This window comes from Arthrobacter sp. NPDC093128 (assembly GCF_040683875.1).
GTDB lineage: Bacteria > Actinomycetota > Actinomycetes > Actinomycetales > Micrococcaceae > Arthrobacter.
In genome coordinates, this window is sequence record NZ_JBFBEY010000011.1 from 112,217 (window position 1) to 126,515 (window position 14,299).

Annotated in this window: 11 protein-coding genes; 10 read left to right on the forward strand and 1 reads right to left on the reverse strand. The window is 65.0% G+C overall.

Annotated features, from left to right (window positions below; translation table 11 throughout):
• The first annotated feature begins 96 nt into the window (after window positions 1-96).
• The 8 genes from AB0N24_RS14545 to AB0N24_RS14580 all read left to right on the forward strand — a co-directional run bounded on the left by AB0N24_RS14545 (window position 97) and on the right by AB0N24_RS14580 (window position 10,583).
• Window positions 97-1,485, forward strand: coding sequence for a sigma 54-interacting transcriptional regulator (locus tag AB0N24_RS14545; RefSeq protein ID WP_364125434.1), 1,389 nt, complete (start codon window positions 97-99; stop codon window positions 1,483-1,485).
• A gap of 31 nt (window positions 1,486-1,516) precedes the next feature.
• Window positions 1,517-3,520, forward strand: coding sequence for a VWA domain-containing protein (locus AB0N24_RS14550; protein ID WP_364125437.1), 2,004 nt, complete (start codon window positions 1,517-1,519; stop codon window positions 3,518-3,520).
• 424 nt (window positions 3,521-3,944) lie between these two features.
• The gene (locus tag AB0N24_RS14555; protein ID WP_364125440.1) at window positions 3,945-5,381 is read left to right on the forward strand and encodes a GH32 C-terminal domain-containing protein; all 1,437 of its coding nucleotides are present in this window, start codon (window positions 3,945-3,947) and stop codon (window positions 5,379-5,381) included.
• 43 nt (window positions 5,382-5,424) lie between these two features.
• Window positions 5,425-6,759: an extracellular solute-binding protein gene (locus AB0N24_RS14560; RefSeq protein ID WP_364125443.1), complete on the forward strand. Its 1,335-nt coding sequence runs from the start codon at window positions 5,425-5,427 to the stop codon at window positions 6,757-6,759.
• 43 nt (window positions 6,760-6,802) lie between these two features.
• Window positions 6,803-7,684 (forward strand): sugar ABC transporter permease, encoded by an 882-nt coding sequence (locus tag AB0N24_RS14565; RefSeq protein WP_364125446.1) that lies wholly within the window; start codon window positions 6,803-6,805, stop codon window positions 7,682-7,684.
• Window positions 7,681-8,589 carry a carbohydrate ABC transporter permease gene (locus AB0N24_RS14570; protein WP_364125448.1) on the forward strand — a complete coding sequence of 303 codons (909 nt, stop codon included), beginning with the start codon at window positions 7,681-7,683 and terminating at the stop codon, window positions 8,587-8,589. Before AB0N24_RS14565 ends, AB0N24_RS14570 begins: the two co-directional genes overlap by 4 nt.
• 38 nt (window positions 8,590-8,627) lie before the next feature.
• Window positions 8,628-9,707, forward strand: a complete 1,080-nt coding sequence (locus tag AB0N24_RS14575) for a LacI family DNA-binding transcriptional regulator (protein ID WP_364125451.1) — start codon at window positions 8,628-8,630, stop codon at window positions 9,705-9,707.
• Window positions 9,708-9,839: 132 nt separating this feature from the next.
• Window positions 9,840-10,583, forward strand: a complete 744-nt coding sequence (locus AB0N24_RS14580; protein ID WP_364125453.1) for a GPP34 family phosphoprotein — start codon at window positions 9,840-9,842, stop codon at window positions 10,581-10,583.
• A gap of 100 nt (window positions 10,584-10,683) precedes the next feature.
• Here the strand turns inward: AB0N24_RS14580 and AB0N24_RS14585 are convergent, their stop codons facing one another.
• A complete protein-coding gene (locus AB0N24_RS14585; protein WP_364125455.1) occupies window positions 10,684-11,532 on the reverse strand; it encodes an HAD family hydrolase in 849 nt (282 codons plus the stop codon).
• Between the two features lie 240 nt (window positions 11,533-11,772).
• On the opposite strand from AB0N24_RS14585, the gene AB0N24_RS14590 reads away from it, so the two are divergent.
• Together AB0N24_RS14590 and AB0N24_RS14595 are read left to right on the forward strand one after the other, a co-directional pair.
• A complete protein-coding gene (locus tag AB0N24_RS14590; RefSeq protein WP_364125458.1) occupies window positions 11,773-12,648 on the forward strand; it encodes an aminoglycoside phosphotransferase family protein in 876 nt (291 codons plus the stop codon).
• 55 nt (window positions 12,649-12,703) lie between these two features.
• Complete coding sequence (locus AB0N24_RS14595; protein WP_364125461.1) at window positions 12,704-14,182, forward strand: DUF222 domain-containing protein; 1,479 nt, start codon at window positions 12,704-12,706, stop codon at window positions 14,180-14,182.
• The last annotated feature ends 117 nt before the right edge of the window (window positions 14,183-14,299 follow it).

Here is a 14,299-nt window from a genome sequence, read left to right on the forward strand (position 1 = left end):
GTAGCGGCAGGGGTCCCCGCCCGAGCTTGCGAGGGATGGGGAAGTCGCGGAGCGCTAGGGGGTGCCATGGCCCCGCGCGAGGTCTACCGTAGAGGAGTGAGTGATCGCCCCGATATCTTCACTGTTGGTGAACTGCGTGCCTCCGGCCACGTGCACAAGGACCTGCGCCGCGAAATCCGCGACAACCTGCTTGCAGCGCTCGCGGCCGGCCGCGATCCCTGGCCCGGGATGTACGGTTTCAGCCGGACCGTCCTGCCCCAGCTCGAGCGGGCCCTTCTGGCCGGGCACGACGTCGTCCTGCTCGGCGAACGGGGGCAGGGCAAGACCCGGCTGCTGCGCACCCTGGCCGGGCTGCTGGACGAGTGGTCGCCGGTGATCGAGGAATCGGAACTCAACGAACACCCGTACGAACCCATCACGGAGCACTCCCGTGCGCGCGTCCTCACCGAGGGGGACCGGCTGCGGGTGGCGTGGCGCCACCGCTCCGAACGGTACGTCGAAAAGCTCGCGACGCCGGATACCTCCGTCGCCGACCTGATCGGCGACATCGACCCGATGCGGGTGGCCGAGGGCCGCCGGCTCGGCGACCCGGAAACCATCCACTACGGCCTGGTCCCGCGCTCCAACCGCGGAATCATCGCCATCAACGAGCTGCCCGACCTCGCCGAGCGCATCCAGGTCTCGATGCTCAACGTGATGGAGGAACGCGACATCCAGATCCGCGGCTATGTGCTGCGGCTGCCGCTGGACGTTCTCGTCGTCGCGTCCGCCAACCCGGAGGATTACACGAACCGCGGCCGGATCATCACGCCACTGCGGGACCGCTTCGGCGCCGAGATCCGCACCCACTACCCGATAGAGCTCGACGACGAGGTGGCCGTCATCCGGCAGGAGGGCCAGCTGGTGGCCGGCGTCCCGCCCGTCATCCTGGAGATCCTGGCCCGCTACACCCGGGCGCTGCGGCAGTCCCCGGCGATCAACCAGACCTCCGGGGTTTCCGCGCGGTTCGCCATTGCGGGTGCCGAAACCGTCGCCGCGGCCGCCCTTCGCCGGGCCAGTGTGCGCGGCGAGGACGAGGCCGTGGCCCGGATCATCGACCTGGACGCGGCGGTGGAAGTCCTCGCGGGCAAGATTGAGTTCGAGTCCGGTGAGGAAGGACGTGAACAGGACATCCTGGACCATCTCCTGCGTATGGCCACCGCGGAGGCCGTGCGGGCGCACTTCCATGGCATCGACATGGGGGAACTCGTGGCCGCGCTCGACGGCCACACCACAGTGACCACCGGGGAACTGGTCACCGCGCGGGAGTTCCTGCAGAACCTCCCCTCCCTCAACGGCTCCGGCCTTTACGACGAAATCAGTGAGCGCCTGGGTGCGACGAACGACGGGCAGCGGGCCGCCGCCGTCGAACTGGCATTGGAAGGCCTTTACCTCGCCCGGCGGATCGCCAAGGAGTCCGACGACGAGGCGACGATTTACGGCTAACAAGCCGCTCAGCCACGCTAGAGGAGGGCCCATGAGCGTGCACAACCGGTCCAGGTACAGCCGGTACAAGGGCGGACCTGACCCGCTCGCCCCGCCGGTGGACCTGGCGGAGGCCCTCGACGCCGTCGCCGAGGACGTGATGGCCGGCTACTCGCCCCGGCACGCCCTGCAGGAGTTCCTGCGGCGCGGGGGCCGAAGCAGGGAAGGCCTCGACGACCTCGCCGGCCGCGTCCAGCAGCGGCGCAAGGACCTTCTGGGCCGGCACAAGCTGGACGGCACCCTCAACGAAGTCCGGAAGCTGCTGGACACCGCGGTGCTGGAGGAGCGCAAACAGCTGGCCCGCGACGCCATGATGGACAACACCGACCGCGCCTTCCGGGAGATGCAGCTGCAGAACCTGCCCCGGTCCACGGCGGCGGCCGTCAACGAACTGGCCTCCTATGACTGGCAGTCGAGCACCGCGCGGGAAGCCTACGAGCGGATCAAGGACCTGCTGGGCCGCGAGGTCCTGGACCAGCGGTTCGCCGGCATGAAGCAGGCACTCGAGAACGCCACCGATGAGGACCGCGCGGCCGTCAGCGAGATGCTGCAGGACCTCAACGGGCTGCTCGACAAACACCGGCGCGGCGAGGACACCGATGCGGACTTCCAGGACTTTATGGCCAAGCACGGCCAGTTCTTTCCCGAAAATCCACAATCCGTCGAGGAACTGATCGACGCCCTGGCCCAGCGCGCTGCAGCAGCCCAGCGGATGCTGCAGTCCATGTCCCGGGAGCAGCGAGAGGAGCTGATGAACCTCTCCGCCCAGGCGTTCGGCTCGCCCGAGCTTATGGCACAGCTGGGCCAACTCGATGCCAACCTGCAAGCTTTGCGCCCCGGCGAGGACTGGAGCGGCTCCGAACGCTTCGAGGGGGAGGAAGGGCTCGGACTCGGCGACGGCACCGGCGTGCTGCAGGACCTTGCCGAGCTTGACGAGCTGTCCGAACAGCTCTCCCAGTCGTACAACGGGTCCAGTCTGGACGACCTGGACCTCGACGCCCTGGCCCGCCAGCTCGGGCAGGATGCCGCCGTGACGGCACGCACCCTCGCTGAAATCGAGAAGGCAATGCACGACGGCGGCTTCCTCCACCGCGGGGCGGATGGGGATCTGCGGTTGTCGCCGCAGGCCATGCGGCGGCTCGGGAGGTCGCTGCTGAGGGATACCGCCAAGCAGCTTGCCAGCAGGCAGGGGCGCCGGGACACGCGTGTTGCCGGGGCGGCCGGGGACCAGACCGGCTCCAGCCGCCAGTGGGAGTTCGGTGACGCCGAGCCCTGGGACGTCACTCGGACCATCACCAACGCGATCCGCCGGACGATTGCCGACGGGGGCGATCCGGCCCGCGGACTGCGCCTCGCCGCGGATGACATCGAGGTGGCTGAGACGGAGGCGCGCACCCAGGCAGCCGTGGTCCTGCTCGTGGACGTGTCCTTCTCGATGGCCGCCCAAGGACGCTGGGTGCCCATGAAACGCACCGCGCTCGCCCTGCACCACCTTATTTCAACGCGTTTCCGCGGCGACCGGCTGCAGCTGATCACGTTCGGCCGCTACGCGCAGACCATGGACATCGGCGAGCTCACCGCCTTGCCGGCCTTCAGGGACAAGGGAACCAATCTGCACCACGGCTTGCTGCTGGCCGGCCGGTTCTTCCGCAAGCACCCGTCGATGCAGCCGGTCCTTTTGGTGGTGACGGACGGCGAACCAACCGCGCACCTGCTGGCCGACGGCGAGACCTGGTTCGACTACCCGCCGGACCCGGAGACCATCCGGGTTACCGTTGCCGAACTGGACCGCCTGGGGCGTGCCGGCACCCAGGCCACGTTCTTCCGGCTCGGCAACGACCCCGGCCTGGAACGGTTCGTCCAGCGGATGGCCCGCCGGATTGGTGGCCGGGTAGTGGCACCTGAGACCGGGGACCTGGGCGCGGCCGTGGTGGGGGAGTACCTTCGCGCCCACTTCCGCGGCCGCCCGTACGGCGACACCGACTGGGTCAAATAGAAGGCTGTTGGGCGCCTGGAAAGCCGTTCGGCGCTAACCAACAGCGGACGACGGCGGGAGGTCCCGCCGTCGGGCCTCGTCGCGGTGCTGGTGGGTTGCCTCGTCGCCTGGAGCAATGCGAATGCCAGCATAGGCTGGTTCGCCTACGCACCGCTGAGCAACCAGGTCTTCTTGGACAACGGCGTGGCCTTCGTAAGTCAGGGGACGCAGATCGGCCTGGCAATAGCAGTCACCGGCCTGCTGGTCCTAGCGTTCTGGGCGGGTCTCAGAATCGGCAGAAGAGCCAGCACGCCATAACCCTGTTCCCGTTTTCAGGGTCAACGAAAGATTAGCGATCCAATTTTGCTAAAACGCTTGATCAAGCTCTGGCTGGAGGTTAGATTACTTATGATCAAACGCTTAAGCAGAATGGACGTCAGCGCCGATGAATCGCTCAGTTTTCTTCAAACCCGCCGACGGTTGGGTGGGAGACCTCATCCCCTTCGAGAAGGACGGGGAGTTCTGGCTCTTCTACCTTCACGAGGTCCGGGCAGACCCGAAGCCGGGAACCTCGTGGAACCTTGTCACCACCAAAGACCTCACGCAGTTTGAGGACCAAGGCGTTTCCCTAAGGCACGGAAGTGAAACGGACCTGGATTTCAACGCCTACACGGGCAGCGTCGTCGTCGATGAAACCGGCATCCACCACCTGTTCTACACAGGCCAAAACCCGCGCAATCTTGGACCGGACGGTGCGCCCCTTCAGCTCGTCATGCACGCCACGAGCACAGATGGCATGCAGACCTGGGTGAAGCACCCGGAACTCACCTTCGGCGCCCCGGACGGCTACGAGTCCGGCGACTGGCGGGATCCCTTCGTCTTCCGGGACGAGGCCGCGGGCCAGTGGCGGATGCTGCTGGCGGCCCGGCACTCCACCGGGCCGGAACGTCGGCGCGGTGTCATAGCCCAGTGCGTCTCCAACGACTTGGTGACCTGGCAGCACACCGAACCGTTCTGGGACCCGCGCCGCTACGTCACCCATGAATGCCCGGACGTCTTCTCATGGGGCGATTGGTGGTACATGGTCTACTCGGAGTTCTCCGAATCCTTCACTACCCGGTACCGCATGGCCAAGAGCCCCGACGGCCCCTGGAGCGTACCGACCCTGGACAGCATCGACGGCCGCGCCTTCTACGCCTCCAAGACCGCCGAACGCGACGGACGCCGCTTCTTTTTCGGCTGGATCGCCAGCAAAGAAGGCAACACCGATGACGGGCCCTGGCAGTGGGCCGGCACGATGTCGGTCCTGGAAGCCCGGCAAAACCCCGACGGAACCCTGGGATTCGCCTTGGCCGACGAACTCGTTGACAGCTTCTGGGAGGACGTCCCCGTATCCCTGGCAAGCGAGCTGCCGACACGACTGGACGTACCGGACGGGTACACCGCCATCGTCTCCGACGAAGAACTGCCCGGCCAGTTCTACGCCTCGGCAATACTCGACATCGGCCCCAACACCACGGAATGCGGTCTGTTGCTGCGCTCAAGCCAGGACGGGGACCAGTCCTACGTTCTCCGCCTCGAACCAAAGCGCGGCCGCATGGTGTTCGACCGGTGGCCGCGGAAAGTCACCGGTAACGCACAATGGCATGTCTCCGGGGACATTCCGTTCGACATCGAACTGGAGCGCCCCTGCGACCTGCTTCCAGGAGAGCACACCCTCGAACTCGTCGTTGACGGGGACCTGTGCGTCGCCGTTTTGGATCGGCAGGTCGCTCTCAGCACCAGGATCTACGACCTGCCGGCGGGGCGGATCGGGGTCTTCGCCGGGGAGGGGTCCGCAACTCTTACCGAACTTCACATACGTAAGCGCACAGACACCTAAACACCCACACCACTTTCGGCTCGAATCAAAGGAGATTTATCCCATGAAGAAGCTATTCCGAACAGCCGCCGTGGCAGCGGCCGCAGCCCTCGCTCTGGCCGGATGCGGCAGCGGAGGAGCCAGTGACCCTTCCAACGTCAGTCCCACCGGGGAAGTCAAGCCCCGCGAGATTTCGTGGCTGCTGTCCCGGCCCGCCGACGGCGCCGTCATCAACATCATGAAGAAAATCGCGGACGACTATGCCAAGGACCACCCGGGCTTCTCACTCAACCTGATCACCACCCCGGACAGGCCCTCCTACATCCAGAAGCTTGAGACCCTGGCCGCCGCGAACAAGCTTCCCGAGCTCTTCGATACCGATGCCACACCCTTCGCCCAGCAGCTGGCCAAACAGGGCAAGATGGTCGACGCTGAAAAGCTGCTCAAATCCCTTGGCGTCTACGACAGCTACCGGCCCAGCGCGCTGGACTACCAGCGCTTCGACGACGGGTCCCTGAACATGATTCCATTCCAGTTCGAGCTGGAATTCATCTGGTACAACAAGGCCCTGCTGCAGAAGGCGGGAGTGTCCGCCCCGAAGTCCCTCGACGACCTCCCCGCCATGTGCACTGCCCTGCGCAATGCCGGAATCACACCGATCGCCATCGACGGGCAGGACCAGTGGCCTCTGGAGCGGTATGTCGCCTACCAGCCGTTCCGTGACGCCGGACCGGATTTCATCCAGAAGCTCAAAAAGGGCGAAGCGAAGTTCTCTGATCCCGCAGGCCAGAAGACCGTCGAGTGGCTGGCTTCGCTCGGGAAGGCCAAGTGCTTCCAGGACGGATTCTCCTCACAGGGCTACTCCGACGCCCAGAACCAGTTCACCTCCGGGCAGGCAGCGATGTACAACATCGGCACTTGGGAACTGCCCAGCCTGGCTACAGACAAGCTGAACCCTTCAGTGCGAGATGACATCGACTTCTTCACCCTCCCGACCACTGAAGGATCAGTCACTGCAGCCAACGAATTCGTCTCCCCGTCCGGCATCGGCATGGCAGTCAATTCCAAGACTTACGACCCGCTCGTGAGCGACTTTTTGAAGTTCGCGCTGGAGAAGTACCCGTCCGAATACGCGGCCACCGGTGCACTTTCGCCGACTACAAACGTAGAGACAGCCGTGCCGGCCAACGCAACCCCCCTGTACAAGAAGGCCCTGGACATGGCCAACGACCTCGGGGACAAGCAGGCCATGCCGTGGGACACCCAGCTCGACCCCACAACCAACGGCAGGCTGCAGCAGGAGCTCGTGCTCCTGGTCCAGGGCAATATCACGCCCGAACAGTTCACCAGCACGATGGACAGCACCATCGCGCAAAACGCCCCGAAGTTCTTCAAGTAATCACAGCGGTGGGGGCTACGGCCCCCACCCGAAAGGCCTAGCCATGCTTCCCAATAGGTCACGACTCTCTGTCCTGGTCTTCCTGCTCCCACCCCTGCTGCTTTATGGCGTCGCGGTGCTGTTCCCCATCATTCAGTCGCTGTTCCTTAGCTTTTTCTCCTGGAACGGCATCAGCGACATGGAGTTCGTGGGGCTCGCCAACTATGTGCGGATGCTCACCGGAGACGACATCTTCTGGCGCTCCTTCTTCAACGCCCTCGGATATCTCGCCATCTGCCTGGTCCTGCAGCTCGGCGGCGCCCTGCTCGTGGCCAGCCTCCTCACCTCCATGCGCCGCGGCCGCGAGCTCATCAAAACTCTCTACCTCCTGCCGGCAGTGATCTCAACTGTGGCAATCGCGTTCCTGTTCGTGCGCATCTACTCGATCGAACCGGTCGGCCTTCTCAACCAGCTCCTGCACTGGATCGGGCTCGGCGCCCTTGAACGTCCCTGGCTCTCGGACATCCATACCGTTCTCGCCGCAGTGTCGGCGCCCGAGGGCTGGCGCTTCACCGGCCTTTACATGCTCATCATCTACGCGGCGTTGCTGTCTGTTCCGCAGGAACTTGAGGAAGCCGCCCGCCTCGACGGCGCGTCACGGTGGCAACTGTTCACCAAGATCCGCTTCCCGCACATCATGCCCGTCTGGATCACCACCACGATCATGGCAACAACCTACGGCCTGCGCGGATTCGACATCCCGTACCTGATGACGAACGGCGGCCCCGGACAGTCCTCGGAGTTGCTGACCACGTATATGTACAAGACGGCATTCACGAGCACCGACTTCGGCTACGCCAGTACTATCGCCGTGTTCATCGTCGTTGAGTGCCTGGTTGCCGTAGGACTCATCCTCTTCATGCTCAAACGAAAGGCGGACGCATGACCGCGCCAGCAGCTCCGATCACACGGCCCACCACCGTCTTGCCCGACGACAGCGCACCTCCTGTTCGCAGGCGACGCAAGCCCAGCCTCCACGGCACGCTGTCAAAGGTGATCATCGCCCTTATCGTCATCGTGCAGGTCTACCCTCTGGCCTGGCTGTTCATCACCAGCCTGCGCACCGAACACGACTTCGCCGCCGGCGACCCCTTCGCACTCCCAAAGGCGATCACGTTCGAAAACTACGCCCGCGCTTTCGAGACCGGCAACCTCGGAATGAACATCCTTAACAGTTTCGTCGTCACGATGGGCGCGAACGTCCTGATTGTGCTCCTGGGAATGATGGCCGCCTACGCCCTCCAGGTCCTGGGCTTCCGGTTCAGCAAGTTCATCCGCAGCCTGTTCCTTATCGGCATCATCGTGCCCGTCCAGATTGCCCTCGTACCGCTGTTCATCGATTACTCCACAATCAACCTGCTTGACACCTACCCGTCGATGATCATCCCACTGGCCGGCTTTGCCCTTCCGATGTCGATTTACCTCTTCTGCTCCTTCTTTGAGTACATCCCGCGGGAAACGTACGAGGCGGCCTCGCTCGACGGAGCAGGGCCCTACCGCATCTTCGGACTCATCACCCTGCCCCTGTCGGTGAACACTGTCGTGACGGTCGTGCTGGTCAACAGCATATTCATCTGGAACGACTTCATCTTCGCCAACACCTTCGTCCTCTCCGAGGAACTGAAGACCATCCCGCTGGGCCTGCAAAACTACATCGGAGCCATGGGCAAGACCGACTGGACAGCCACGTTCGCCGCCGTCTGCGTCACCATCACCCCGCTGCTGCTGGTCTTCCTCGTGCTCAACAAGGCCATGATCCAAGGCCTTGAGAGCGGGGCGAGCAAAGGATGACGGCAAGAACAGACGGATATACTCCTGACGGAGGGCACATGATTTCGCAGGAGAATAATTCGGTCACGCCATCGGGGGCGGCTGCCCCGCTGGAACGTCCCCCACGCCCTCAACCCGTCACCCTCCGGCAAGTTGCCGAGGCCGCCGGTGTCTCCACTGCCACCGTTTCTCTGGTCGTGAACAAGAAGAAGGCCGCGCGGATTTCCGACGAGACCCGCAAGCGGGTGCGGGACGCGATCCGGGACCTGGGTTACCGGCCAAATGCCATGGCGCAAACCCTGGTCAGCGGCAGTTCCCGATTCATCGGCCTGGTCGCCGACGCCATCGCCACCACCCCTTTCGCCGGCCAGATCATCCACGGCGCCCAGGATGAGGCCTGGAAGCACGGCTACGCCCTTCTCATCGCCAACACCGAAGGCAACCGTGAACTTGAGACGGACGCGATTGCGATGATGCTCGAGTACAAGGTCCGCGGCATTCTTTACTCGACCTGGTTTCACCGAGCCACGGACGTGCCGGCATCTCTCCGCGAATCGGACTTCGTCCTCGTCAACTGCTTTTCTGCGGAATCCGGCGCCCGGGCTGTCGTCCCGGATGAAATACAAGGCGGACGTTCAGCTACCGAAATCCTGCTGAGGCACGGTCACCGCCGAATCGCGTTCATCAATGCCACCATCCCCGCCCCAGCAAAGGACGGACGACTCCAGGGCTACAAGGAAGCGCTTGAAGCCGAAGGCATTCCGTTCGATGCGGGCCTGGTCCTGGAAGCCTATCCAGATCAGGAAGGCGGGTACGGAGCGACCGAGGAACTCCTCAAACGCGATGTCACGGCCGTGTACTGCTACAACGACCGAATGGCGATGGGGCTGTACGACGGACTGCGCGAGCGCGGGCTCGCCGTACCAGACGACATCGCAGTCGTGGGATTCGACAACCAGGAAGTCATCGCCGCCCACCTCCGGCCACCACTTTCCACGGTGTCTCTACCCCACTACGAACTGGGCGCGGCCGGAGTGAGAATGCTCCTCGGCCTTGAAGAAGCACAGGCCACTGCCCCCACAAAGATCTACTGTCCCACTGTGGAACGGAACTCGGTCCGGGCACTGGCCCCTGCCTAGCCACCACACCCAGGCCTCGTGTCCGAAGGCGGCTGGTCGGCGTTCTAGGTTTCTACTGCGTCTCCAGTGGAAACTCAGCGGCGCTTGTAAATCCTCATTGTGGTGACCGCCCAACTGGGCCACCATGATGCTATGAACGCTGAAACGCCAAAGGCGGCGGAGTTGAGCCTTCCCCAGGCTTTCCTCCTTCTGGCTACGAACGACAAAAACGGCAAACCTGAAGTGCCCTTGTTCGCACTCAGGACCACGGTGGCAGGGGCAATATTGGCCGAGCTGGACCTGCTCGGCGCGCTCGGGCTGCAGGGGAAGTATGTCAGGGCTACCGGCACCGACCCCCAGACGGACTTCCAGCACGAACTGGAGCTCATCCGCGGCAAATCCCGGCCCCGCACTCCCAAATGGTGGGTCTCCGTGCTGGACAGCCGCGCCGAAGTGCAGAGCGTCTACGAGGGGATGGCAGCACTGGGCATCGTGGAACATGTCGGTGAAAAGCACCTGGGTCGGTTCCGGCCCGTGCGGTACCCGCATAAGGACCACGCGCCGGAGGCGGCGCTCCTGGAAAAGATCGAGGCCGCACTCACCGGTGCGCCGGCTGATCTCGAAGCGCCTGATTCCGGGGCCACTGATGCTGAGGCGCCTGATTCCACGAAGCCTGGTGCCGGGGCGCCTGACGCCAAGCCTGATGCCACGACGCCCGATGTCAGGACCACGGTGCTGATCGCCCTGCTTCAGGCAGCCGGGCTGCTCGGCAAGCTCTTCCCGGCAGCAGACCTCACCCGGGCAAGTGAGCTGGCGAGGGACTACTGGCCCACCCGCGCCGCGGAGGACGAACTTCGTCTGACCCGCCTGGCGGAGGAAGAAGCCGCTACCTTGTGATGCTGCCTTAAGGTGCCGGGAACGGCGAGCGGTCGACGGCGGGACATCCCGCCGTCGACCGCTTACGCCGCTGGGAGCAAATGACTCTAATCGGGCCGGATCAGATGAGGCCGAGCTCGGCGAAGGCGGCAACGAGGCCTTCCTGACGGGGAGGAGCGGCCGTGCGGTCGGCAAGCGCCACCAGCTCCGGGAGCGATCCTTCGATGGCGATGCCGACGCCTGCGTAGGCGATCATCTCCAGGTCGTTGGCACCGTCGCCAACCGCAATCGTGTCCGCCTGGGCGATGCCCAGATGGGCGGCGACGGCCGCGACGCCGTCGGCCTTGCTGATTCCGCGCTGGTACAGTTCCCCCGCATGCCGGCCCTCGTCCGCCACCGAATTGGCGACCACTGCAACGTCCCCGCCGATTTCTCCGACCAAGCTCTCCATTGCAACGGGGGAGTCAAACACGGAGACCTTGGCGAACGGCACATCGGCACGGTTGGAGGTGGTGCGCACCGCCCGGAGGATGTCGGACGAACCTACAGGGCCTTCGGGTGCCTGTTCGAAGTGGGCGTCAAGGATGGCCCGCAAGCGTTCCAGCGCCGCAGGTGGTACGTGCAGCGCCTCCTGCGCTTCCAGGACATATACGGCGTCGTGCGCGTCCAGCGCCCGGACCGTCCTGGCCGCAAGATCCGCCGGAAAGCGCCGGTCCACGAGGACCGTCCCGGCCACCTCGGCGTAGGCGCCGGCACTGGCCACGAGGCCGTCGAAACCCGCGGCGAGGATGCTCGGGGGCAACATTGACACCGGGCGCCCCGTGCACAGGAAGACCCGGTGTCCGGCCTTCCGCGCGGCCTGTACAGCGCGCACATGGCCATCAGGTACGACTCCGTAGTCCGCGTAGGTGCCGTCCACGTCCAGGAAGATAGCCCGGACAGTTCCAGTGGTGCTCGGCGTTGTGCTCATGCTCCCGGATCATACCCACCCGCAACATCCCGACCTAACGGGTACCTGATCACGACGCGCCTGCGCCCAGGCCGACTGAGGGCTGGTGAGACGGACGACGGCGGGACGTCCCGCCGTCGTCCGCTTCCTGTCTGTGATGGCTCCGCGAATGCGCCCCTCTGCTCCGGGGGATCTGAACTATATTCGGACAACGGAAATGACGGATTGCATCGCAGGAAGGGGGACCTCTGAATGGCGGGAATGCCACCAGCCACGGTGGAAGTGAGTGACGCGGTCGTTCAGTGCCTCGTCCGGGACCAGCGGCCCGATCTCGGTGATCGTCCGTTGGCGCGGGTTGCGAATGGCTGGGACAACGCGACCTTCCGGCTGGGCGACGACCTCGCCGTCCGGCTGCCGCGCAGGGCGGAGGCTGTTTCGCTGATACTGCATGAGCTGCGCTACCTTCCCGACATAGCCCGCCGCTCCCCGGTTGCGGTTCCTGTCCCCGTCCATGCCGGCCGGCCGACGTCGGATTTTCCTTGGCCATGGAGCATCGTGCGGTGGGTCCCCGGAGCCGCCGCGACCGACGTTGGTCCGGCAGACCGCGGGCCGGCCGCTCCAGGCGTGGCCGATTTCCTCCTGTCCCTCCACATGCCCGCCGAATCCGGCGTCCCGGTGAATCCTTTCCGCGGAGTGCCGCTGACGGACCGTGATTCTGCGGTGGTGGAACGGCTGGGGGACCGCGAACGCTACCCGCAGGCAGCGGCGTTGAGAGCGGTGTGGGCGCAGGCCTGTGCCGCTAAAGCCTGGGATGGTCCGGCGATGATGCTCCATGGGGACCTTCACCCGGGAAATATCCTGCTGACCGACGACGGCTCGCTGGCCGGCGTTATCGATTTCGGCGACGTCGGGGCAGGGGACCCGGCAGTCGATCTTGGGGTGGCGTGGCTGATGTTCGACGCCGGCGCCCGCCACCGCTTCATGGACGCCTTTGGTCCCGCGGTGGACGGGGACACCTGGTTGCGGGCCCGGGGCTGGGCTCTCATCTTGTCCACCGCCATGCTGAGCAACTCCGACGACAATCCGCGGATGTTCGCCGTCGGAGAGTTCGGGATCAGGCAGATCCTGGAAGGCTGACTTTGCAACTCTGATGCCAGCGAAAACTGTCAGTGCCTGCTGTCATGCTGTGGGTATGGACGGCAAAGCAGTTGCGGAGACGTTGGAGGCCATGGCGGCCTCCCTTGTTGCGCTGACTGCATGTGCAGGTCGCGGGGCCGGGATTGTGGCCCCGACCGGTGCTGACCCTCTTCAGGACGAAGCGGACGCATGCCTGGACGGCATGGCTGCGGTGGGCAGCATGGAAGCCATGATGGCTGCGCTGAAAGTGCACTTCGCCGACGGATACGCCCACGCTGCCGCGGCCATGGCGGCCCCGGCCGTTTCCCCGCAAGAGCGCACCGCCCAGGAAATGGCAGTGACAGCAGAGGTGGCCTGTGCCCTGACTGTCAGCGAAAGATCGGCCGCGGCGTTACTGGATGAGTCAGCCACCTTGACTACACGGTTGCCCCTGACGCTGTCCGCGCTGCGGTCAGGGAGCATTTCGTGGCAGCATGCGCGGGTGATGTGTGATGAAACATCCGGTCTTGACCCGGCAGCTGCTGCTGCCTTGGAGGCTCATTTCCTGGACCCCGAAGCTCCCTTTGCTGCGCGGGGCTGCCCCGCGGGGGAGCTGGTGCCGGGCAGGTTCCGGGCCAAGGCGCGCAGCTGGCGTGAGCGGCACCATCCCGTAAGTATCGAAGCGCGCCACCGCAAGGGTGTGCAGGACCGTCGGCTGGAATTGGTCCCGGACCGGGACGGCATGGCCTGGCTCTCGGCCTACGTGACTGCGGACGTGGCAGCGGGTGTTTGGTCCCGTGCCACGGAAGCGGCACGTGCCCTGCAGGGGCCGGCCGAATCCCGGACTCTGACCCAGCTCCGTGCGGACGTCGCCGCCGACTGGCTGCTGGCCGGCGTCGCCGAGGGTGTTCCGTCGCCGAAGGCACAGGTCTTGGTGACCGTTCCGGTGTTGTCGCTCCTGGGCGCCGTGACGGAGCCGGCTATGCTGGATGGGTATGGTCCCGTTCCGCCGAGCATGGCCCGCCGGCTTGTCGCGGATGGTGCGGGGTCATTCCTGCGCGTGCTGACGGATCCGCGCAGCGGAGCGCCGCTGGAGATCGGACGCAGAAGCTACCGGGTTCCGAAGGCGATGCGCCAATGGTTGCGGCTTCGGGATGGCCGGTGCCCCTTTCCCGGCTGCAACAACCACTCCTTGGACAATGAAGCGGACCATCTGCTGGCTTGGCACGAGGGAGGCAGCACCGGGATCACCAACCTGGGCCAGCCATGCCGGAGGCACCACAGACTCAAACACACCACAGCGTGGAGGCCGGTTGACGCCACCCGGGACCGGCCACCCGGCTGGATCTCACCCGCGGGACGCGCCTATCCCAGCGAACAACAGGACTGGGAACCACCGCACTGGCCGGACCACGCCGGCCACGCGGGTGAAGATCCGGAGGGGGAACCGCCCGACTGGCCGGACGTACTTGACGGTGCCAACGTTCTCGGAGGAACGGGGCCACCATTACCGGTGGATCCCTGGCCTGACTGGGCACTATCCATCGCGGCGTAGGATCGACGGCGTGGGATCGCCCTGCACAGTCCTGCCCGCAGCGGACGACGGCGGGAAGTCCCGCCGTCGTCCATCGTGTCAGTTTCAGAAGTGTGACTTGGCACCCAGGGAAAGTTC

Excerpts from the sequence above, each read along its gene's own strand:
- AB0N24_RS14550 (WP_364125437.1), top strand. The coding sequence starts at position 1,517 with ATGAGCGTGCACAACCGGTCCAGGTACAGCCGGTACAAGGGCGGACCT.
- AB0N24_RS14555 (WP_364125440.1), top strand. The coding sequence starts at position 3,945 with ATGAATCGCTCAGTTTTCTTCAAACCCGCCGACGGTTGGGTGGGAGAC.
- AB0N24_RS14560 (WP_364125443.1), top strand. The coding sequence starts at position 5,425 with ATGAAGAAGCTATTCCGAACAGCCGCCGTGGCAGCGGCCGCAGCCCTC.
- AB0N24_RS14565 (WP_364125446.1), top strand. The coding sequence starts at position 6,803 with ATGCTTCCCAATAGGTCACGACTCTCTGTCCTGGTCTTCCTGCTCCCA.
- AB0N24_RS14570 (WP_364125448.1), top strand. The coding sequence starts at position 7,681 with ATGACCGCGCCAGCAGCTCCGATCACACGGCCCACCACCGTCTTGCCC.
- AB0N24_RS14575 (WP_364125451.1), top strand. The coding sequence starts at position 8,628 with ATGATTTCGCAGGAGAATAATTCGGTCACGCCATCGGGGGCGGCTGCC.
- AB0N24_RS14580 (WP_364125453.1), top strand. The coding sequence starts at position 9,840 with ATGAACGCTGAAACGCCAAAGGCGGCGGAGTTGAGCCTTCCCCAGGCT.
- AB0N24_RS14585 (WP_364125455.1), bottom strand. The coding sequence starts at position 11,532 with ATGAGCACAACGCCGAGCACCACTGGAACTGTCCGGGCTATCTTCCTG.
- AB0N24_RS14590 (WP_364125458.1), top strand. The coding sequence starts at position 11,773 with ATGCCACCAGCCACGGTGGAAGTGAGTGACGCGGTCGTTCAGTGCCTC.
- AB0N24_RS14595 (WP_364125461.1), top strand. The coding sequence starts at position 12,704 with ATGGACGGCAAAGCAGTTGCGGAGACGTTGGAGGCCATGGCGGCCTCC.